Below are 19,596 nucleotides of genomic sequence, written 5' to 3' on the forward strand. Positions count from 1 at the left end.
GCGGGGCCGAGCCGCTACGCCGCCTTGAGCGCGGCGACGTGCCGGGCCCGCTCCTCCAGGTCGCGCGCCGCGTTGAGCCCTCGGTAGTGGGGCAGCTCCTTCAGCATGGTCCTGAGGTGCGCGTCCCCGCGCGCCGACGAGACCACCATGTGCTCGTCCAGGAAGGCGCCCCATGTCCGGCAGGCGGCCTCCACGTGCCTCATGCGGAACTGCCGCTCGGCGATCACACCGAGGCAGTGCAGGCGCCCTTGCCGCTCCTGCGGCGACCGAGCCGCGTTGGACCGCCGCAGCGCCTGGACGGACCCCTCCCCGTCACCCAGACACCAGCGGACGTGTGCCTCATGGAAGTGGAACGCGGCCTCGTCGTACCCGCCCACCGCGTCCCGCCGGTTGTCCGCCCGCGCCAGTGCGGTCTCGGTCTCTCCCAGCCGGGCGAGCGCCGCCCGTCGGTCCTTCACCATCGCCGAGGCGTGCGCCTGCTGCCCCCGCAGGAACGCCACCAGGCGTGGCCCGGCGGAAGGCGCGGCCTCGGCGGCGGAGTCGGCCAGCTCCAGCGCCTTCTCGCCGTACCCGAGGTGGGAGGCCTGAAGTGACATGCCGCGCAGAGTACGGCAGTACGTGACGTGGTCCTCCGCCTCACCCGCGAGCTTCAGCGCCTCCAGGTAGTAGCGCTGCCCGAGCCCCTGCTTCTCCTCGTACATGGCCATCCACCCGGTGAGGTACACGAGGTCCGCGGCAGCCGCCCGCATGTCCCTCACCACCCGTTCCGTGCCGGAGGCCCGCAGGTAGGTGCCGACGGTGTTGGTCAGGAACGCGGCCGCCATCGGGCGGGCGTGCCCGGCGCCGATCTCGTCCAGCATCTCCGCCACCTTGTCGGTCATCTTCCGGACGGTTTCCACATCGGAGGCGCCGATGCGCACCGTACGTCCGGCAGCCGCCGCCTCCACCCGCCCGGCCACGTCGTCGAAAGACGGCACCGCCAGGGTGACCGCGTACATCCCGGTACCCAGGACGCTCCGCCTGGACGGGTCCATATCCGCGCGGCTCAGCTCCACCACCCCGGTCACCACGTCGGGATCCTCTGCCGCACCGGCCTCCCAGCCGAGCTCCGCCGACGTCACGGGGCGCCGGAGGGCCCGTGACAGCGCCTCGGCGACCGCCGGCCGGGCCTCGGGCCTGGGCACCGAGCCCTTGATCCAGTGCGACACGGTGGTCTTGTCGTAGTGCAGGGACAGCCCGAGTTCCCTGCCGGCCAGGTTGACCCGGCGGGCGAGCTGCGCGTTTCCCAGTCCGGCCTCGGCCATCAGCCGCGACAGGGACTGGTTCGGTGTTCGCGTCCGTGCTGCCATGCGAGGAACCCCCAGCGTTCAACCGGTTCAACCTGTGGGCCAGTGTGCTCCGTTCTCTCCGGGGCCGTACCCGAGTTGGATGAATGACAGCCGTTCGGAACCCGCCAATTGCGGCAGCACCACTCAACGAGGTGACCCACGAATGACGACGACGGACGTATCCCGTCCCGCACTGCCCCTTCGCAACCCCGGCGATGCCCTGTCCGCCCGCACGATGGCCATCGCCGAACACGGTTGGCACACCTTCGTTCAGCGGCACCGGCCCGCAAGCGAGGGCACCGAGACCGCGCCGGTACGGGCGGAGGAGTGAACAGGATGCAGACACCCCGCGTCTCCGCCCCCCTCCGGGTCGGAGACACCGTCACCGGCCGTACGTACGTCTCTCCCGAGGACAAGGGCCGGGAGCAGCCCCAAGAGATCACCGGCACCGTCGTCCAAGTCGGCTCCGGCTTCGCGGGAGTGGACGCCGAGAAGGCGTTCGTCTGGGTCAGGCTGCCGGACTGCACAGAACGCAAGTGCCTCATCCGCGATGTCCGCCGAGCGGACGAGCGGTCCCTCAAACGCTCGTACGGCCCTGCCGGCCCATGGACGTCGTCCGCCACACCCACCCCTATGAAGGAGACACCGTGACAGTGACAAGTCCGTGGGCATCCCGCCGACTCCGGCCGTACCCGACCACGGTGAAGCTGCCGTTCAGCACCGTGGAGATCGACCCGGCCACCCAACTCGGCGTGTTCCGCGACAGGCACGGCCGGGTGGTCGACATGGGCAGGCACGGAACCAGTTCCGCCACGGAGACCTCCACCTCGACCAACCTCGATTCCCAGCCCGACCAGGGCCATGACCAGGACAACCAGCAGGACTGATGGACGTGACCGAGGAGAGGCCGGTCCTGGTGGCCACCGAGTCGGCCGACATCACCGCCGACATGGTGATCGCCCACCTCAACCGGCGTGGGGTGCCAGTGGTCAGGTTCAACCCCGCCGACATGGGCGACGGCCGCCTCACGGTCTCGGCCCGGTTCGGTACCTGTCCGGTCCCCGTGGCCGGACAGGTCCGTACCCCGTCCAGGGCCGCCGACCTGGAGCGCATCCGGGCTGTGTACTGGCGCCGGCCCGTGTGGCCCGCGTTCGAGGGCCTGGCCGACGCCGACGCACGGTTCGCTGCCGCCCAGGTCCGCCATGGGCTCGGCGGCACCCTCTATGCCGTGGACGGCGTGCGGTGGGTCAACCACCCGCTCCGGAACGCCGCCGCCGACTACAAGCCCGCACAGCTCGCCCTAGCCCGACGGCTCGGCCTCACGATCCCCCCGACGCTGGTCACCAACGACCCGGACGAGGCCCGGGCGTTCATCGCCGCCCACGGACAGGTGATCACCAAGACGCTCAGGTGGACCCCGTACGAGCGCGACGGTGTCGGTCTCACAAGCTGGGCGGAGCCGGTCACCGCCGAGGAGGTGGACGACACGCTCCGGATCACGCCACACCTTTTCCAGGTTCGCGTGGACAAGGTCGCGGACCTCCGGGTCCAAGTTGTCGGCGGGCACGTGTTCGCGGTGCGTATCGAATCCGGTCTGCTGGACTGGCGAAGGGACTACTCCGCGCTCACCTACTCCGTCGTGGACCTCCCGGACCGCCTCGACCGGACACTGCGCCACTACCTGGATCGCTTCGGTCTGGCCTCCGGGTCTTTCGATCTCGCCGTGGACCGCGACGGCGTACCGCACTGGCTGGAGCTGAATCCGAACGGCCAGTGGGGGTGGCTGGAGGAGAGAACCGGCTTGGAGATGGCCGCCGCGTTCGCCGCATTGCTCAGTGAAGGAGACCTTGATGCCCCTGCCCGAAACCGCCGCTGACCGGCGCGCACTCGCCGACCGGCTGGAGGCGGCCGGAGCCCTGCGGAGCCCGCAGTGGCGGGCGGCGGTCGAAGCCGTGCCCCGTGAGCTGTTCCTCAATCCCGGCGTGTTCCTGCCCGCCGGAAGCGGACATTGGCGCCCAGTCACCGCGCTGGGCACCGACCCGGAGGACTGGGCGGAGATCGCGTACAGCGATCGGTCCCTGGTCACGCAACTGGACGGGCACCTCACCGCCGACCAGGCCGTCGGCCCGGTCAGCGGAGTGCCCACGTCGTCCTCCACCACCCCGGTCACCGTGGTGTCCATGATCGAGGACCTGGAGGTGGAAGACGGGCACTGCGTGCTGGAGATCGGTACCGGCACCGGTTACTCCACGTCCCTTCTGTGCCACCGCCTCGGCGAGGACAACGTCACCACCATCGAAGTGGACCCCCAGGTGGCCGCCCGCGCCGACGCCGCCCTGGAGGAGGCCGGGTTCTCCACGTGGACCGTGTGCGGTGACGGACTCCTCGGCCACCCCCGCCGCGCGCCCTATGACCGGGTGATCGCCACCTGTGCCGTGCGCCGCATCCCTTACGCCTGGGTCAGACAGACGAAGCCCGGCGGCTTCATCCTCGCGACGGTCGGCTCCTGGGCGTACGGAACCGGCCTCGCCAAGCTCACCGTGAACGAAGACGGCTCAGCGGAGGGCAGCGTCATCGGAAAGTCGTCCTTCATGCACGCCCGGTCCCAGGCCCCCCAGCCGCCGGCCGGTGATCTGTCGGCCCGTACCGCCTACGCCGACAGCGAGCGGGCGGTGAAGGTGCCCCCGACCGTGCTGGAGGAGTGGATGCCCGCCTTCCTCGCCCAGCTCGCAGCGCCCGGCGCTCATGTCGTCCGCGCCACCGGCGGAGACGGCGACCGGCACCTCTACGTGTTCGATACCGAGCGGGAGTCGTTCGCCGCCTTCATGGAGCATGGTTCCGGCTGGACCGTGCGGCAGGGAGGCCCCGTGCCCCTTTGGGACGACATCGAGCGGGCGCTCATGGAGTGGCGGCAGGCGGGGAGCCCAGGCATCGAATCCGTACGGCTCCGCATCACGCGCGGCGCCCACACCTACGCGATCGGTGATCACACGCGCCTGCGCTGGGAGCACCGAGCCGTCTGAGGACCGGTCCCGGCCATGACGAAGGCCCGGCCGTCATGACAACGGCCGGGCCTTCGCCCACATGGGATGTCGGGGTCCGGGGGCGTGTGGCCCCCGGGGCTCCGGTGAGTGGAGATGGCGGGAATCGAACCCGCGTCCAACGGTGCAGAATCAGGGCTTCTCCGTGTGCAGTCCGCTGCGCTTTTCTCGGCCCCGGAGATCACGCGGACAAGTCTCCGACGGGCTCAGTCACTGTTTGGTTTCCCTCTACACCCCGTGACCGGGCCTAGAGGTTTAGTTCCCTAGCTGATGCCAGGATCCGGGTCGGGAACAGCCCCGGGCTGACACTTCGCAAGCTCGCTACTTAGGCAGCGAGGGCGAAGGAATCGCGCTTGGTGTTGGCGATTATTGGTTGCGACATATGGTTTACGAGATCATTGCCGCTTCCTCGACACGCTTCCCCTGCTTCGACATCCGCTGTCGAAACCGATCATCCCCATGTTGATTTTTCAATCTGCGCCCCTGCCGTGAGGGGCAGGTGCCATCGTACGGGATCAACGCCGGACGGTGCCAGCTTATTTCCCGCGACCCGTGACGTGCGTCACACGGGTCAGCCCCGCTGGCGGCGCCGGACCGCGGAGATCGCGCGTTCCGCCTCGCGGCGGTCCTGCTTCTCGCGGAGCGTCTGGCGCTTGTCGTACTCCTTCTTGCCCCGCGCCAGGGCGATCTCGACCTTCGCCCGCCCGTCCTTGAAGTACAGCGACAGGGGCACGATCGTGTGGCCGGTCTCCTGGGACTTGGACTCCAGCTTGTCGATCTCGACCCGGTGCAGCAGCAGCTTCCGCTTGCGCCGCGCGGAGTGGTTGGTCCAGGTGCCCTGGCTGTACTCCGGTACGTGGACGTTGTGCAGCCACGCCTCGTGGCCGTCGATCTGTACGAAGCCGTCCACCAGCGAGGCCCGCCCCTGGCGCAGCGACTTCACCTCGGTGCCGGTCAGCACCAGACCGCACTCGTAGGTGTCCAGGATGTGGTAGTCGTGCCGCGCCTTCTTGTTCTGCGCGATCAGCTTGCGCCCTTTTTCCTTAGCCATAGTGCGGCCATTTTCGCACTACGAGGGGGTACCGAGGCCACTCAATACCGTGCGCGCCCGCTCCTCCGCGCGGCTCGGCGCCGTCACGTCGGGGGTGACGCCCCGCCCGTCCACGACGTGCCCGGCGGGGGTGCGGTAGTGGCCGACGGTCAGCTCGGCGACGGACCCGTCCGGGAGCCTGCTGGGCATCTGCACGGCCCCCTTCCCGAAGGTCCGGGTGCCCACCGTCACCGCGCGGCCCCGGTCCTGGAGGGCGCCGGCCAGCAGCTCGGCCGCGCTCATGGTGCCGCCGTCCACGAGCGCCACCAGGGGCCGGCGGGTATCGCCGCCCGGCTCGGCGTACAGCGCCTTCTCCTCGCCGTGAACGTCGTACGTGGCGACCAGCCCGCCGTCCAGGAACGCGGACGCGACGGAGACCGCCTCGGAGACCAGGCCGCCGCTGCTGCCACGCAGGTCCAGGACGACTCCCGCGCCCGCGGGCGCCTCGCGCACCGCGCGCCGGACCCGCTCGCCCGTGCCCTTGGTGAAGGCGGCCACCTTGATCCGTACGATCCGCGCGGCGCCGTCGCCGTCGCCGAGCGGCTGGACGGTGACGTCCTCGGTGGCCAGCCGCGCGCGGCGCAGGGTCTGGGTCCACCCGCGGGTGCCGCGCTCCAGCCCGAGGACCACGGGCGTACCGGCGTCGCCGCGCAGCAGGGCGACGACCTCGGAGACGGAGCGGCCCCCCACCGGGCGGCCGTCGACGGTACGGAGGCGATCGCCCGGTTTCAGGCCGGCCTTGGCGGCGGGGCCGCCGGGCTGGACGCGGGCCACCTCGACCCGGCCGTCCTCGTCGCGCCGGGCCGACAGGCCGACGCCGGTGTACGCGCCGTCGAGGGCCTGCTCGAACTCCTCGTACTCCCGCCGGTCGTAGACCGCTCCCCACCGGTCGCCGCTGCGGCTGACGACCTCCTCGGCGGCCTTGGCGGCGGACTTGCCGTCCGCCATGGCCTCCCTCGCCGCGCGGGCGAGCTCCTCGCGGTCGACGGTGGACGGCTTCTCCGCGGAGGGCGCCGCGGAGCGTGCCGCGGGCCGCGGCTCGGGCGTGCGCTCCTCGTCCTGCGGAAGGCAGTTGGTGACCGCCGCGGCCGCGACGACGGTGGCGAAGACGAATGTCAGGGCCGCCCCGCGGCTGCGGGCGCCGCGGGGCCGGGTACAGAACTCGGGGCCCAGCATGGCGCCCACTCTAGGACAAGCGAAGGGCGCCGCACGGTGGTTGACCGCACGGCGCCCCGGGGCAATCGTCACACCTTCAGGTACTTGCGCAACGCTATGGCAGCGGCCAGGGACGGCATCAGCAGGCCGATGACCACGACGAACGGCAGCACCGCGAACACCGCGTCCCAGCCGATGAAGTTGACCAGCGGCATGGACTCGGCGAGCCGGAGCCCCGCGTCGATGAGGAAGTACCGGCCCACCACCAGCAGGACGCAGGCGACCACGCCGCCCAGCAGGCCCGCGACGGCGGCCTCCATGATGAACGGCATCTGGATGTAGAAGCTGGAGGCGCCGACCAGCCGCATGATGCCCGTCTCGCGGCGCCTGCTGAACGCCGACACCCGCACGGTGTTGACGATCAGCATCAGCGCGATGACGAGCATCAGGCCCATGACGCACAGCGCGGCGACGTTCATGCCCTTCATCATGTTGAAGAGGTTCTCCAGGATGCCGCGCTGGTCTTGGACGGAGTGCACCCCCGCCCGCCCCGCGAACGCCGTGGCCACCACCTGGTACTTCTCCGGGTCCTTGAGCTTGACCCGGAACGACTCCTGCATCTGGTCGGGCGTGATGATGCTGGCGATGGCGGTGTCGCCGTACTGGTCCTTGTAGTGCTTGTACGCCTCGTCGGCGGTCTCGTAGTGGACCGAGTCGACGATGTCCATCTTCTTGAGGTCGGTCTTGATCTCCTCGCGCTGCTGCGCGGTGACGGCGCCCTTGGCGCAGGTGTCACCGGACGCCGCGTCGTTCTTGTTGCAGAGGAAGATGGAGACGTTGACCTTGTCGTACCAGAAGTCCTTCATCACGCTGACCTGCTCGCGCATGAGCAGCGCACCGCCGAAGAGCGCGAGTGACAGGGCCACGGAGACGATGACGGCGAACGTCATCGTGAGATTGCGACGGAGGCCGACACCGATCTCCGAGAGTACGAACTGGGCGCGCATCGCGTGCGTTCAGCCTTTCTTGCTGCTGGTGCTGCTGGAGCTGCTGCTCAGTGCTGGTAGCCGTAGACGCCGCGCGCCTGGTCGCGTACGAGACGGCCCTGCTCGAGCTCGATGACGCGCTTGCGCATCTGGTCGACGATGTTCTGGTCGTGGGTCGCCATGACCACCGTCGTACCGGTGCGGTTGATCCGGTCCAGCAGCTTCATGATGCCGACGGAGGTCTGCGGGTCCAGGTTTCCGGTCGGCTCGTCGGCGATGAGCAGCATCGGCCGGTTGACGAACGCGCGGGCGATGGCCACACGCTGCTGCTCACCACCCGACAGCTCGCCGGGCATGCGGTCCTCCTTGCCGCCGAGGCCGACCAGGTCGAGCACCTGGGGTACGGCCTTGCGGATCTCGCCGCGCGGCTTGCCGATGACCTCCTGGGCGAACGCCACGTTCTGGGCGACGGTCTTGTTGGGCAGGAGCCGGAAGTCCTGGAAGACCGTGCCGAGCTGGCGGCGCATGTGCGGCACCTTCCAGTTGGACAGCCGGGCGAGGTCCTTGCCGAGGACGTGCACGGTGCCCTGGCTGGCGCGCTCCTCGCGCAGCAGCAGCCGCAGGAAGGTGGACTTTCCGGAGCCCGAGGACCCCACCAGGAAGACGAACTCGCCCTTCTCGATCTCCAGGGAGACGTCCCTGAGCGCGGGGCGGTTCTGCTTCGGATAGGACTTGGAGACGTTGTCGAATCGGATCACGGGTGCACCACGGTCGGCCGGGAGTAGGTGTGCGTGACCATACGCGACTGGCGATGGCCCGCGCAGTCGCCGTATACCCTTGCACCTTTTGTCCCGGCGCCTCCGCTCGCGTGCGCCCGGCTCCGCCCCCCTCCACCGGGTGGGGCGCGCCTAAATGCGCCGGACCTGGCAGAGTGGTAGGGGGAACGGATGCGTTTCCGTGAGCGTTGTGCGGAGAGAACTGTGTGCACAGTCCGCGTCTGCGGCTCCGCCGCGCGGGAGGAGGAAAGCGCATGACCTATGACCGACTGGTATGCGCGAACTGCGCGGCGCCCGTCAGCGAGGGCCGGTGCCCCGTCTGCCGGGCCAACCGGGAGCGCCTCCAGCAGGAGGGGCCCTTCGGCGGGCTCAGCCCGGCGGCTCTGCTGACGCTGCTGGTCGTCCTGGTCGCGATGGTGGCCCTGCTGGCCGCCACGGCCCAGCAGACGGCGTAAGGCTTCGCCCGGCCCCTTCGCGGCGGGCCGGGCAGGGGAAGGGCCCCGGAAGGCCGCTCAGCGGCTTTCCGGGGCCCTTCCTGTGTCGTATCCCGTTACCGGGTTACCGACCGGTTTCAGACGGCCGTACGGCCACCGGCGACGAGGCGCGGCAGCATGCGGAAGCCGATGCCACCCGCGATCATCGTCGCGGCGCCGACCAGCAGGAACGTGGTCTCGGCGGCGCCGGTCTCGGCCAGCTCGCCGGTCTCGGCGGTGCCGGTCTCGGCCAGCTCCTCCTTGGCCTTGCCCTGCTCGACCGGCTTCGAGCCGGCGGAGTCGGTGTCGGTGTTGTTCGCGCACTCGGCGCCGTCGAGGTCGACGGCGCAGGTGCCGGCGTCGCCGGTGGTGGAGCCACCGGTCGCGGCCGCGCCACCGGAGGTGGAGCCGCCCTGGTCGCCACCGGTGGTGCCGCCGTTGCCGCCGGAGGTGCCGGTGCTGCCACCGTTGCCGCCCGTGGCACCGCCGTTGCCGCCGGTCGCACCACCGTTGCCGCCCGTGGCGCCACCGTTGCCGCCGGTCGCACCACCGTTGCCGCCCGTGGCACCGCCGTCGCCGCCGTTGCCACCGCCCGTGGTGGTCGCGCCACCCGAGGCAGCAGCACCGCCCGAGGCGGCAGCGCCACCCGTGGTCGTGTCACCCGTGGTCGCACCACCCGAGGCGGCAGCGCCACCCGAGGCAGCAGCGCCACCCGTGGTCGTGTCACCCGTGGTCGCACCACCCGAGGCCGCAGCGCCACCCGTGGTGGTGTCACCCGTCGTGGCACCACCCGAGGCGGCAGCGCCACCCGTGGTCGTGTCACCGGTCGTCGCACCACCCGAGGCCGCAGCGCCACCCGCAGCGGCCGCACCGCCCGTGCTCGTGTCGCCGACACCGCCCGGGTCGCCGCCCTCGTTGATGCCGAGGCCGATCTCCGCGCCGTCCTTGGTCACCTCGGCGCTGGCGCCCAGGCCCGCGACGTTGACCTCCACGCCGACGGCCGAAGCGGCGCCCGCGGCGGTCAGGGACGCGCCGGCGGCAATCACCGCACCGGCTGCGATCCGCGCCACGCGGACCCGCGTCTTCTTGGTCATCTGCTTGCTACCCCCAGTAGCTGAATTCGTCAGTGGAGCAGCGCTCGGGGCAGCGGACGCTGGGGGTCGTGCTTCTTGTCGCCCCCGATCACACACGCCCCCGTACATGCGCATGCCGCGCGTCAGCTTTCCCACTTTTCAGACAAGCGTCAAGGTCGTTGCGCGTGCGATGCCCGGAATGATCACACTTGCCGGGCGTGCAACGATGCAACTGTGACGTAAACGCCGAACAACCGCGCCGCACCGGGCCGTTCCCTTGTCGACAAAGCGCTGAAACGGCCTGCGCCCCGCTTGCGTCAGCGAATTGACGCGGCATATGCGTGCGGCGCCGGACCCCGACCGGGATCCGGCGCCGAACCTGCGTCAACGGCGTTGCTCGCGCGGGAGGTTACTTCTCCTGCTGCTTCCGCCAGCGGATGCCCGCCTCCAGGAAGCCGTCGATCTCGCCGTCGAGGACCGCCTGCGGGTTGCCGACCTCGAACTCCGTCCGCAGGTCCTTGACCATCTGGTACGGGTGCAGGACGTACGACCGCATCTGGTTGCCCCAGGAGTTGCCGCCGTCGCCCTTGAGGGCGTCCATCTTGGCCTGCTCCTCCTGGCGGCGGCGCTCCAGCAGCTTCGCCTGGAGGACGTTCATCGCGCTCGCCTTGTTCTGGATCTGCGAGCGCTCGTTCTGGCAGGAGACCACGATGCCGGTCGGGATGTGGGTGATGCGCACCGCCGAGTCGGTGGTGTTGACGCCCTGGCCGCCCGGGCCCGAGGCGCGGTAGACGTCGATGCGCAGCTCGGACTCGTCGATCTCGACGTGGTCGGACTGCTCGACGACCGGGAGCACCTCGACACCGGCGAAGGAGGTCTGGCGGCGGCCCTGGTTGTCGAACGGGGAGATGCGCACCAGGCGGTGCGTGCCCTGCTCCACGGAGAGGGTGCCGTAGGCGTACGGCGCCTTGACGACGAAGGTGGTCGACTTGATGCCGGCCTCTTCCGCGTACGACGTCTCGTAGACCTCCGTCGAGTACCCGTGGCGCTCGGCCCAGCGCAGGTACATGCGCTGCAGGCGCTCGGCGAAGTCGGAGGCGTCGACGCCGCCGGCCTCGGCGCGGATGTTGACCAGGGCCTCGCGCTCGTCGTACTCGCCGGACAGGAGGGTACGGACCTCCATCTCGTCGAGCGCCTTGCGGACGGAGACCAGCTCCGCCTCGGCCTCGGCGAGGGTGTCCGAGTCGTCCATCTCCTCGGCGAGCTCGAACAGGACGGCGAGGTCGTCGATGCGACCGCGCAGTGCCTCGGCCTTGCGCACCTCGGCCTGGAGGTGCGAAAGCTTGCTCGTGATCTTCTGCGCCGCCTCCGGGTCGTCCCACAGGGACGGGGCCGCGGCCTGCTCCTCGAGCACGGCGATGTCTGCCCTCAGCTTGTCGAGGTCCAGGACGGCCTCGATCGACCCCATGGTCGAGGAGAGGGACTTCAGCTCTTCGGATACATCGACGACTGCCACGACACCAGCGTAACGGCTGGCCGTGACATCCCCGCCCGGCAGGAGGCCCGCAGGGACCTCCGGGGCCCCTCTACGGCTGCGAGGGGGCCGACTGCCGGGAGTCGCGGGGCGGCGCGGGATCGTCGTCTCCGCTGGTCACCGCGTATCCGCCGACGCCCGCGGCGGCCACCAGCGCGGCGGCGGCGATACCGAGGGTGAGGCGCCGCTTGCGGATGGCGTCCGCTTTGTGGCGGGCGGAGCCGGGGCGGCGCCCGCCGGCGGGGCGGGGGGCGCGGGCGGTGCCCAGCGGCCCGCCGGAGAGCTCGTCGGGCGCCGGGACGCGCATGGAGGTGTGGGTGTCCCGGTTGGAGTCCGGCGACGAGCCGGGTACCAGCGGGACGGCGGCCCTGCGCGGCGCGTTCGGGACGGTGGGGTACGGGTCGTCGTCGTACGGCTCCGATGACGGCTCGGTGTCCGGCTCGTCGACGTCCAGGGGCGGCATGCCCGCGAGGAGCGGGAGGACGTCGTGGAGGCGGGCGGCCAGCTCCGAGGCGCGCAGCCGGGAGGCCGGGGCCTTGGCCAGGCACTGGACGATCAGCTTCCACAGCTCGTCCGGGATCCCGGGGAGCGGGACGACCGTCTCGGTGACGTGGCGGCGCAGTACGGCGCCGGGGTGGCCGCCGCCGAAGGGCGTGAAGCCGGCGAGGAGCTCGTACAGGACGGTGGCGAGGGCGTAGATGTCGACGGCCGCGCGGGGCGGCAGGCCCTCGACGATCTCCGGGGCCACGTAGTCGGGCGTGCCGATGACGCGGGTGGACTTGGTGCGGCCGGGCGTGTCGATGAGCTTGGCGACGCCGAAGTCGGTGAGGAGGGCGGGGTGGGCGCCGCCGGGGCCGAGCGGGCCCTCCATGTCGAGCAGGATGTTCTCCGGCTTGACGTCGCGGTGGACGACGCCCGCGGCGTGCGCGGCGGCCAGGCCCTCGGCGACGTCCGCGACGATCGAGACGGCCGCCTCGGGCGCGAGGCGGCGCTCGCGGTCGAGGCGGGTGCGCAGGTCGGTGCCGCGCACGAGGTCCATGACGAGCGCGAGGTCGTTGCCGTCGACGACCAGGTCGCGGACGGCCACCACGCGCGCGTGCTCCAGTCCGAGCAGGGCGGTGCGCTCCTGGACGAAGCGGCCGACGAGCTCCTGGTCGGATGCCAGGTCCTCGCGCAACAGCTTGATCGCGACGGGGCCCTCGGGGCCTTCGCCGAGCCACACCGTGCCGGCGCTTCCCCGCCCCAGGATCTGGTGGGCCGTGTACCGGCTGCCGATTTTCCGTGCCAAGACTGCTCCCTCAGCGGCTGGCGTTCCCGACCAAGTTACGCGGGTGCGGGCACCGTTATTCACCTCCGGGGGGAAATCAGCCCCCGGAGGTCGACAAATCGACAGAGTTGGCGGCTACTGCCCGGGCGGGGTGGGCGTGGTGGAGTCGCCGAGCTGGGAGATCCAGTCGGAGACCGTGGAGACGGCGTCTCCGATGGCCTGCCAGTAGCTCTTGCCCTGGGCGACCCAGTCCTGGAGCGGGGTCAGCTCCCAGATGAGCCAGCCCGCCACGACGAACAGCACGATCGTGAACAGGCACCCCTTCAGGCAGCCCAGGCCCGGGATCCGCATCGGGTTGGCGCTGCGCTGCCGGGGCTGACGCGGCTCGCGGGGCGGGCGCGGGGCCGGCTGCGGAGGCTGCTGCCGCTGCGGCTGGTGGTGCTGCGGGGGCTGGGGGGCGTACCGCTGCGGCTGGGGCCGCTGCGGTGGCCGCTGCTGGGGCTGGTGCTGCGGGGCGTACTGCTGGTGCTGCGGCGGCTGCGGGGGCTGCTGCGGCTGGGGGCGGCGCGGCGGGCGGCGGCGCAGGGGGTCCTGGCTCGGGTCCAGGTGCTGGATCTGCGTCTGCTCGTTGCGGTCGCGGGCCGCGCGCAGCTGCGTCTGCCAGGGGTGCGGCTCCTCCGGCTGCGGCGGGCCGTCGGGGCGCGGGGGCACCGGCGGCATGACCGCGGTCGGGTCGGCGTCCCCGGCGCCGGGGCGGCCGGGGCCGCTGGTGGGCATGACGCTGGTCGCGGCGTTGGGGTCGTACTGCCCGGCGTCGTACCGTCCGGCGTCGTGCTGCCCCGGGCCGTACTGCCCGGCGGTGCTGGGCAGCACCTGGGTCGGGTCGGCGGCGCCGGGGGTTTGCGGGACGGGAGCGGGCGAGGGGTCGGGCGCGAGCAGCGCGCCGACGCCCTCGGCGGCCTCGATCTGGGCGGGCGTGGCGTGCACGCCGATGCCTGCGGCGACGACGCGCAGGCCGCGGGCGAGGTTCTCGGCGCTCGGGCGGCGGTCCGGGTCCTTGCTCAGGCAGCGCTCGATGACGGTCCACAGGGGGCCCGGGACCGTGGAGGGGCGGCGCGGCTCCTCGCTGAGGTGGCGGTGCAGGACCTCCAGCGCGGTGCCGCCGGAGAACGGCGGGCGGCCGGTGACGAGCTCGTACAGCAGGATCCCGGCGCCGTAGATGTCCACGGCGGAGGTCTGCGGGCGGCCCTCGGCGGACTCGGGCGCGACGTACGCGGGCGTGCCGACGAATTCGTGCGTACGGGTCAGGCCGGGGCTGTCGGCGAGGCGCGCGATCCCGAAGTCGGTCAGCATCGGGTGCATCTGGCCGTCGCGCTCGGCGACCAGGACGTTGGCGGGCTTCAGGTCGCGGTGGACGACGCCGTCGGCGTGGCTGGCGGCGAGCGCGTCGGCGATCTGCGCGGTGAGGAGGGCGGCGGCGACCGGGGTGAGCGGGCCGTTCTCGCGGATGTAGCGGTGCAGGTCCGGGCCCTCGACCAGGTCCATGACCAGGGCGAGCAGGTCGCCCTCGACGACGAGGTCGCGGGTGCGGACGATGTTGGGGTGGGTGAGGCGGAGGAGGACGGAGCGCTCCCGCAGGAAGCGCATCACCACGTCCGCGTCGTTCGCGAGCTCCTCCTTGAGGACCTTGATCGCGACGGTCTCGCCGGGCTGGCCCGGTACGGCCGCCTCGGCGCCCGCGGTCTCCCTCTGACGAGCCCGCCAGACGGTGCCCGTGGCGCCGCGTCCGAGCGGCTGCTCGAGCAGGTACTTACTGCCTACCGGCCGCACGTCATGCGCTCCCTGCGATCGTGGTCCTTGCCTGGCCCGCGCTCCCGCTCGGGGCCGCCCGGGTGTCCGCCCCACTGTAGTGCCGACGGGCACGACACCGGTTGGTCGTCTTCCGGTCTCGTACGGAGCCGAAGACGCAGCCTTCGGGTCCATGGTTGCCACACATGATCCCAAGATGGCCACAACCTGGCATTTCCGCGATCGGGGCCGAGCATCCAAGATCATTTGGTGCCGGGTCCCGGGCGTGTTGTCAGTCGCAGGTGCGAGGATGCCCTCAGCACTGAACCGGACGACGCGTCCGCGGTGGTGGGGGGAATCGCAGGGCCTCGCGGGCCCTTCCCCCGGGCCTGCCGGGCGCGCCGCGCAGAAGGGACCGCTGACGGCGATGCAGATCCGGCTGACCGTCCTCGCGCCGACCGCCGGGCAGGGCGGGGGACGCGCCTGTGACGTGCTGGTCACCGCCCCGGCGGGGACCGCGCTGGCCGCCGTGGCCTCCGGCCTCGCCACCGCCGTCGCCGGGCCCGACGTCTCGGGCACGGTCGTGCTGTACGCGGGCGGCGAGCGGCTCGACCCGCAGCGCCGCGTGCTGGGCGAGCCGCCGCTGGTGGACGGCGCGGTGCTCACCCTCCAGGTCCCGGGCGCGGACCACACGCCCCTCGACGGCGCGGCGGCGCGCCTCCATGTGATCGCCGGGCCCGACGCGGGCGGTGTGCACCTGCTGCACGGCGGCCAGATCCGCATCGGCCGCTCCGCCGACGCCGACGTCCCGCTGGACGACCCCGACGTCTCCCGCCTGCACTGCGCGGTGACGGTCGCCGACGACGGGCGCGTCACGGTCGCGGACCTCGGCTCCACGAACGGCACCACCCTCGACGGCGAGGAGGTCGGCCCCCGTCCGGTGCCGCTGCCGCCGGGCGCCCTGCTGCGGCTGGGCGAGTCGACCCTCCGCCTGAGCCGGGGCGTTCCGGACGGTGCGGCCGGTTTCCCGGCGCAGACGACCCCGGACGGCGAGGGCCACCTGCGCGTGCGGGTGGGCGCGGGGGCCGGGCCCGCCCCGTACGCCACGCCCTCGATCCCTGCCCAGACCCGGTACGCGTCCGGCGCGGGCACCCCGGGCTCAGGTGCCGGCTTCGGGCCCGGCGCTCCCGGCGGCGAGGCCGCCACCCACGGTCAGGGCATCCGCCCCGCCGACGCCCCCGCCCCCGCCCCCGCCGACGCCCCCGCCCCCGCCGACGCCCCCGCCCCCCGGGGCGCCGCCCGGAGGCGCGGCATAGGCGCCTGGGCGCGGCGGCTCGCGGGCGGGCGCGGTGACGAAGGCGCGGGCCCGGAGCCGTACGGAGCGCCCGAGGTGCCGGGCCCGGCCGGCGTCGGGGGCGAGGCGTGGCCGGACCCGGCCGCCGTGCTGCTGACGGCGCTCGGGCCGGGGCCCCGGCTCTGGGAGCGCGGTCCGGCCCACCCCGAGGCCCTCGTCGTACGGCTCGGCACGACCGACCGGGCCAATCTGCCCGCCGTGCCGGTCACGGTCGGGCTGCGCGAGGCGGGGTCCCTCGCGCTCGCGGGGCCGCGCCCGCGCCTGATGGGCCTGGCCCGGTCCGTGGTGGCGCAGCTCGCCGCGCTGCACGCGCCCGCCGGCCCCGTCGGCGGCCTGGAGATCGTCCTGATCGCCGGAGCCGCCCGGGGCAAGCGCGAGTGGGGCTGGCTCGGCTGGCTGCCGCACGTGCGGCCCGCCCACGGCCAGGACTGCCGGCTGCTCCTGGCGTACGACCGGGACCAGGCGGCCGCCCGCGCCGCCGAGCTCACCCGGCGGCTGGACGACGGGCCGCTGGGCCCCGGCTGGGCCGCCGCCGACCGCAAGGCCGTCGCGGAGGCGGCCGCGCGGTACGACGGGCCGCGCACGGTCGTGGTCGTCGACGGCGACCCCGGCTCGGCGGAGCTGCGGGAGACGATGGCGCGGCTCGCCGGGGCGGGCCCCTCGGCGGGCATCCACCTGATCTGCCTGGCCGAGGCTCCGGCGGCCTCGCCGCTCTCGCCGGTCGCGGCGACGTACGAGACGGCGTGCGCCGCGTCGCTCGCGTTCCGCGAGTGCGGCGCCGTCGCGCTGCTGTCCGGCGACGTGGCCACCGCGCTGCGCCTGATGCGTACGGCGGGCGGGCAGCCCGCGGGGCACGGCACGGTCGGCACGGTCGACGCCGTCTCGCCCGCGTGGGCGGAGCGCTTCGCCCGCGCCCTGGCGCCGCTGCGCCCCGGCTGCGACGGCGCCGAGGGCGCGGACGGCGTGGCCGGGCTCCACGGGACCGGCGCCGTGCCGGGCGGCCGGGCGGCCGCCCTGGCGCCGCTGCCGCCGTCCTCGCGCCTCCTCGACGAGCTGGGCCTGGCCCGCGCCACGCCCGCGTCCCTGATGGCCCGCTGGGCCTCGGCCCCCGACGGCTCGGCCGTGCTGGGCACCGGCCCGCGCGGTCCGCTCGCCGTCGACCTCACCACCGAGGGGCCGCACCTGCTGATCGAGGGCCCGGCGGGCAGCGGGCGTACGGAGCTGCTGCGCGCGGTCGCGGCGTCGCTGGCGGCCGCGTCCCGCCCCGACCGGCTGGCGCTGCTGCTGGTCGACGGCGCGGGCGGCGGGCGCGGCGAGGGCCTCGCGCCCTGTACGGAACTGCCGCACGCCACGGAGCACCTGGTCGCCTCGGACCCGGTGCGGATGCGGGCGTTCGCCCAGGCCGTCGGGGCGGAGCTGAAGCGTCGGGCCGAGCTGCTGGGCCGCCAGGAGTACGCGGAGTGGCAGACGCAGCGGGAGGTGTCGGACCGCCTGATCGGCCCGCGCCGCCCGGCGGACGGCGAGCAGCCGCACCGTAGTGACCTCGACACCCCGCCCAGCAGCACCCTCCGCCTGCGCCCGGCGGCCCACCGCGCGGGCGCGGGAACCGGAACCGGCACCGGCACCGGCACCTCGGGGGGCGACGCCCCGCCCGCACTCCCCCGCCTGGTCGTCCTCGTCGACGACTATGACGCGCTGGTGGCGCCCGCGCTCGGCAGCCCCGGCCGCCCCGCCGCCGGATCGGTCGTGCGCGCGCTGGAGGCCGTGGCCCGCGAAGGCGACCGGCTCGGCGTGCACCTGGTGGCGACCTCCGCGCGCCCGGACCGCACGGCCGACACGGAGCTCGCCCACGCCGCGCGCCTGCGCGTGGTGCTGGACGCGCCGCCCGCCTCGCCGGGCCCGGACGACCCGGCGCCCGGGCGCGGCCGGCTCGGGCATCCGGACGGCCGGGTCACGCCGTTCCAGACCGGCCGGGTCACCGGGCGCATCCCGCGCACGGCGACGCAGCGGCCGACCGTCGTCCAGCTGGAGTGGGAGCGGATGGGCGACCCGCCGACCCGCCGCCCGGTCCGCGAGCTGGGCAACGGCCCGACCGACCTAGCGCTGCTGGCCAGCGCGCTGGAGCGGGCGGCCCGCTCGGTCGACGCGGCCCCGGTGCCGCCCCTGACGACTCCCAGCCATCACTGACGTCACGTCACGAGCCCATCACGATCGCCCACTTGACAGGGAAGGCGGTATTGCGACCCCCGTGCACCCGGCGTAGACCTGAGCGCACGGGAGAACGCGAGAGACGGGGCAGTGATGCGCACAACTCTTCGCACGAGCACACGCACGGCACGCACGGCACGCACGGCACGCACGGCGGTTCTGGCGCTGGCAGCGGTCGGCGCCCTCACCCTCGCCGGCTGCGGCGGCGGCGACGGCGGCAAGGACGGCACCGCCGGGCCGACCAAAGAAGCCGACCAGCCAACCGTCCAACTCCCCAAGCTGAACGGCCAGAAGCTCCAGGTCGTCGCCGTCTGGACCGGACCGGAGCAGCAGGCCTTCACCAAGGTCCTCGACGAGTTCGAGAAGCGCACCGGCGCCGAGGTCGCGTACGTCCCGACGCAGGACGCGATGCTCAACTACATCGGCACGAAGATCGCGGGCGGTTCCCCGCCGGACGTGGCGATGCTCCAGCAGGTCGGCGCGCTCCACCAGGCCGTCGAGCGCACATGGGCCAAGCCCCTCGCTCCGGAGGCCAAGGCCCAGCTGACCAAGAACTACTCGCCGGGCTGGCAGGAGCTCGGCGCGGTCGACGGCACGCAGTACGGCGTGTACTTCAAGGCCGCCAACAAGTCGCTGATCTGGTACAACTCCGCCGTCTTCGACAACGCGGGCGTGTCCGAGCCGAAGACGTGGAAGGAGTTCCTGTCCACGGCGGAGACGATCTCCGCGTCCGGCGTCACGCCCGTCTCGATCGGCGGCGCGGACGGCTGGACGCTGACGGACTGGTTCGAGAACATCTACCTCTCCCAGGCGGGCCCGGAGAAGTACGACCAGCTCGCCCGGCACGAGATCAAGTGGACGGACCCGTCCGTCACGCAGGCGCTCACCACCCTCGCCGAGCTCTTCGGCAAGCCGAATCTCATCGCGGGCGGCGCGCAGGGGGCGCTGCAGACCGAGTTCCCGGCCTCCGTCACGCAGACGTTCACCGGGGGCGACCAGCCGAAGGCCGGGATGGTCTTCGAGGGCGACTTCGTATCGATCAACATCGGTCAGACCGAGGCAAAGATCGGTACGGACGCGAAGGTGTTCCCGTTCCCGGCGGTCGGCGCCGAGCCTCCGGTGGTCACCGGCGGTGATGTGGCGGTGGCGCTGACCGAGAAGCCCGCCACCCAGGCCCTGATGACGTTCCTCGCCTCGCCCGACGCGGCGCGGATCTGGGCGGGCGAGGGCGGCTTCATCTCGCCCAACAAGTCCATGGACGTGGCGGCGTACCCGAACGACGTCCAGCGCGACATCGCCAAGGCCCTCATCTCCGCGGGCGACGACTTCCGCTTCGACATGTCGGACCAGATGCCGCAGTCGTTCGGCGGTACGCCCGGCAAGGGCGAGTGGAAGGCGCTCCAGGACTTCCTGAAGAACCCGAAGGACGTCGCCGGCATCCAGGCCCGCCTGGAAGCCGACGCGGCCAAGGCGTTCAAGAGCTGACGCCATGGCCGCCCCCGCCGCCACCTCCGCCCTCTCCC

17 protein-coding genes and 1 other RNA gene are annotated in these 19,596 nt (G+C 72.8%); 8 read left to right on the forward strand and 10 right to left on the reverse strand.

The genetic code is table 11. The features are described from left to right. Nucleotides 1-14: 14 nt before the first annotated feature. Nucleotides 15-1,349: a hypothetical protein gene (locus ABZX67_RS24080; RefSeq protein WP_355363474.1), complete on the reverse strand. Its 1,335-nt coding sequence runs from the start codon at nucleotides 1,347-1,349 to the stop codon at nucleotides 15-17. Nucleotides 1,350-1,491: 142 nt separating this feature from the next. Here ABZX67_RS24080 and ABZX67_RS24085 point away from each other — a divergent pair, with 142 nt between their 5' ends. From ABZX67_RS24085 to tgmC, 5 genes are read left to right on the forward strand one after another with little or no spacing between them, the layout of a single operon-like run. Continuing rightward, nucleotides 1,492-1,659, forward strand: a complete 168-nt coding sequence (locus ABZX67_RS24085; RefSeq protein WP_355363476.1) for a hypothetical protein — start codon at nucleotides 1,492-1,494, stop codon at nucleotides 1,657-1,659. Nucleotides 1,660-1,664: 5 nt separating this feature from the next. Then, complete coding sequence (locus ABZX67_RS24090; protein ID WP_355363478.1) at nucleotides 1,665-1,979, forward strand: hypothetical protein; 315 nt, start codon at nucleotides 1,665-1,667, stop codon at nucleotides 1,977-1,979. After that, nucleotides 1,934-2,215, forward strand: coding sequence for a putative ATP-grasp-modified RiPP (gene tgmA / locus ABZX67_RS24095; RefSeq protein ID WP_355363480.1), 282 nt, complete (start codon nucleotides 1,934-1,936; stop codon nucleotides 2,213-2,215). Before ABZX67_RS24090 ends, tgmA begins: the two co-directional genes overlap by 46 nt. 5 nt (nucleotides 2,216-2,220) lie before the next feature. Continuing rightward, nucleotides 2,221-3,204, forward strand: a complete 984-nt coding sequence (gene tgmB / locus ABZX67_RS24100) for an ATP-grasp ribosomal peptide maturase (protein WP_355363482.1) — start codon at nucleotides 2,221-2,223, stop codon at nucleotides 3,202-3,204. After that, nucleotides 3,179-4,351, forward strand: coding sequence for an ATP-grasp peptide maturase system methyltransferase (gene tgmC / locus ABZX67_RS24105; RefSeq protein ID WP_355363484.1), 1,173 nt, complete (start codon nucleotides 3,179-3,181; stop codon nucleotides 4,349-4,351). Before tgmB ends, tgmC begins: the two co-directional genes overlap by 26 nt. Before the next feature lie 106 nt (nucleotides 4,352-4,457). Here tgmC and ssrA read toward each other — a convergent pair. From ssrA to ftsE, 5 genes are all read right to left on the reverse strand, one after another. Then, nucleotides 4,458-4,828, reverse strand: a transfer-messenger RNA (tmRNA) gene (gene ssrA, locus ABZX67_RS24110). A 112-nt stretch (nucleotides 4,829-4,940) separates the two neighbouring features. Further along, complete coding sequence (gene smpB, locus ABZX67_RS24115; protein WP_355363486.1) at nucleotides 4,941-5,420, reverse strand: SsrA-binding protein SmpB; 480 nt, start codon at nucleotides 5,418-5,420, stop codon at nucleotides 4,941-4,943. 18 nt (nucleotides 5,421-5,438) lie between these two features. After that, nucleotides 5,439-6,635 carry a S41 family peptidase gene (locus tag ABZX67_RS24120; protein ID WP_355363488.1) on the reverse strand — a complete coding sequence of 399 codons (1,197 nt, stop codon included), beginning with the start codon at nucleotides 6,633-6,635 and terminating at the stop codon, nucleotides 5,439-5,441. Nucleotides 6,636-6,703: 68 nt separating this feature from the next. After that, nucleotides 6,704-7,621, reverse strand: a complete 918-nt coding sequence (gene ftsX, locus ABZX67_RS24125) for a permease-like cell division protein FtsX (RefSeq protein WP_355363490.1) — start codon at nucleotides 7,619-7,621, stop codon at nucleotides 6,704-6,706. Nucleotides 7,622-7,668: 47 nt separating this feature from the next. Next, a complete protein-coding gene (gene ftsE, locus ABZX67_RS24130; RefSeq protein WP_355363492.1) occupies nucleotides 7,669-8,358 on the reverse strand; it encodes a cell division ATP-binding protein FtsE in 690 nt (229 codons plus the stop codon). A 272-nt stretch (nucleotides 8,359-8,630) separates the two neighbouring features. Between ftsE and ABZX67_RS24135 the strand changes: the two genes are divergently transcribed. After that, nucleotides 8,631-8,831 (forward strand): hypothetical protein, encoded by a 201-nt coding sequence (locus ABZX67_RS24135; RefSeq protein WP_355363494.1) that lies wholly within the window; start codon nucleotides 8,631-8,633, stop codon nucleotides 8,829-8,831. A gap of 116 nt (nucleotides 8,832-8,947) precedes the next feature. Here the strand turns inward: ABZX67_RS24135 and ABZX67_RS24140 are convergent, their stop codons facing one another. The 4 genes from ABZX67_RS24140 to ABZX67_RS24155 all read right to left on the reverse strand — a co-directional run bounded on the left by ABZX67_RS24140 (nucleotide 8,948) and on the right by ABZX67_RS24155 (nucleotide 14,553). Next, nucleotides 8,948-9,943, reverse strand: coding sequence for a hypothetical protein (locus ABZX67_RS24140; protein ID WP_355363496.1), 996 nt, complete (start codon nucleotides 9,941-9,943; stop codon nucleotides 8,948-8,950). A 388-nt stretch (nucleotides 9,944-10,331) separates the two neighbouring features. Then, nucleotides 10,332-11,438, reverse strand: coding sequence for a peptide chain release factor 2 (gene prfB / locus ABZX67_RS24145; RefSeq protein WP_355363498.1), 1,107 nt, complete (start codon nucleotides 11,436-11,438; stop codon nucleotides 10,332-10,334). Nucleotides 11,439-11,508: 70 nt separating this feature from the next. After that, nucleotides 11,509-12,744, reverse strand: a complete 1,236-nt coding sequence (locus tag ABZX67_RS24150) for a serine/threonine-protein kinase (protein ID WP_355363500.1) — start codon at nucleotides 12,742-12,744, stop codon at nucleotides 11,509-11,511. Nucleotides 12,745-12,858: 114 nt separating this feature from the next. Further along, nucleotides 12,859-14,553, reverse strand: coding sequence for a protein kinase (locus ABZX67_RS24155; RefSeq protein WP_355363502.1), 1,695 nt, complete (start codon nucleotides 14,551-14,553; stop codon nucleotides 12,859-12,861). A 385-nt stretch (nucleotides 14,554-14,938) separates the two neighbouring features. On the opposite strand from ABZX67_RS24155, the gene ABZX67_RS24160 reads away from it, so the two are divergent. After that, nucleotides 14,939-18,052, forward strand: a complete 3,114-nt coding sequence (locus ABZX67_RS24160) for an FHA domain-containing protein (protein ID WP_355363582.1) — start codon at nucleotides 14,939-14,941, stop codon at nucleotides 18,050-18,052. 114 nt (nucleotides 18,053-18,166) lie between these two features. Then, complete coding sequence (locus ABZX67_RS24165) at nucleotides 18,167-19,558, forward strand: ABC transporter substrate-binding protein (RefSeq protein ID WP_355363504.1); 1,392 nt, start codon at nucleotides 18,167-18,169, stop codon at nucleotides 19,556-19,558. Nucleotides 19,559-19,596 lie beyond the last annotated feature (38 nt).

This window comes from Streptomyces sp. NPDC003036 (assembly GCF_040611175.1).
GTDB lineage: Bacteria > Actinomycetota > Actinomycetes > Streptomycetales > Streptomycetaceae > Streptomyces.

Coding starts and splice junctions, on each gene's coding strand:
- tgmA (WP_355363480.1), top strand. CDS start 1,934: ATGGACGTCGTCCGCCACACCCACCCCTATGAAGGAGACACCGTGACA.
- ABZX67_RS24120 (WP_355363488.1), bottom strand. CDS start 6,635: ATGCTGGGCCCCGAGTTCTGTACCCGGCCCCGCGGCGCCCGCAGCCGC.
- ABZX67_RS24090 (WP_355363478.1), top strand. CDS start 1,665: ATGCAGACACCCCGCGTCTCCGCCCCCCTCCGGGTCGGAGACACCGTC.
- ABZX67_RS24160 (WP_355363582.1), top strand. CDS start 14,939: ATGCAGATCCGGCTGACCGTCCTCGCGCCGACCGCCGGGCAGGGCGGG.
- ftsX (WP_355363490.1), bottom strand. CDS start 7,621: ATGCGCGCCCAGTTCGTACTCTCGGAGATCGGTGTCGGCCTCCGTCGC.
- tgmC (WP_355363484.1), top strand. CDS start 3,179: ATGCCCCTGCCCGAAACCGCCGCTGACCGGCGCGCACTCGCCGACCGG.
- ABZX67_RS24140 (WP_355363496.1), bottom strand. CDS start 9,943: ATGACCAAGAAGACGCGGGTCCGCGTGGCGCGGATCGCAGCCGGTGCG.
- ABZX67_RS24085 (WP_355363476.1), top strand. CDS start 1,492: ATGACGACGACGGACGTATCCCGTCCCGCACTGCCCCTTCGCAACCCC.
- ABZX67_RS24080 (WP_355363474.1), bottom strand. CDS start 1,349: ATGGCAGCACGGACGCGAACACCGAACCAGTCCCTGTCGCGGCTGATG.
- ABZX67_RS24165 (WP_355363504.1), top strand. CDS start 18,167: ATGCGCACAACTCTTCGCACGAGCACACGCACGGCACGCACGGCACGC.
- ABZX67_RS24135 (WP_355363494.1), top strand. CDS start 8,631: ATGACCTATGACCGACTGGTATGCGCGAACTGCGCGGCGCCCGTCAGC.
- smpB (WP_355363486.1), bottom strand. CDS start 5,420: ATGGCTAAGGAAAAAGGGCGCAAGCTGATCGCGCAGAACAAGAAGGCG.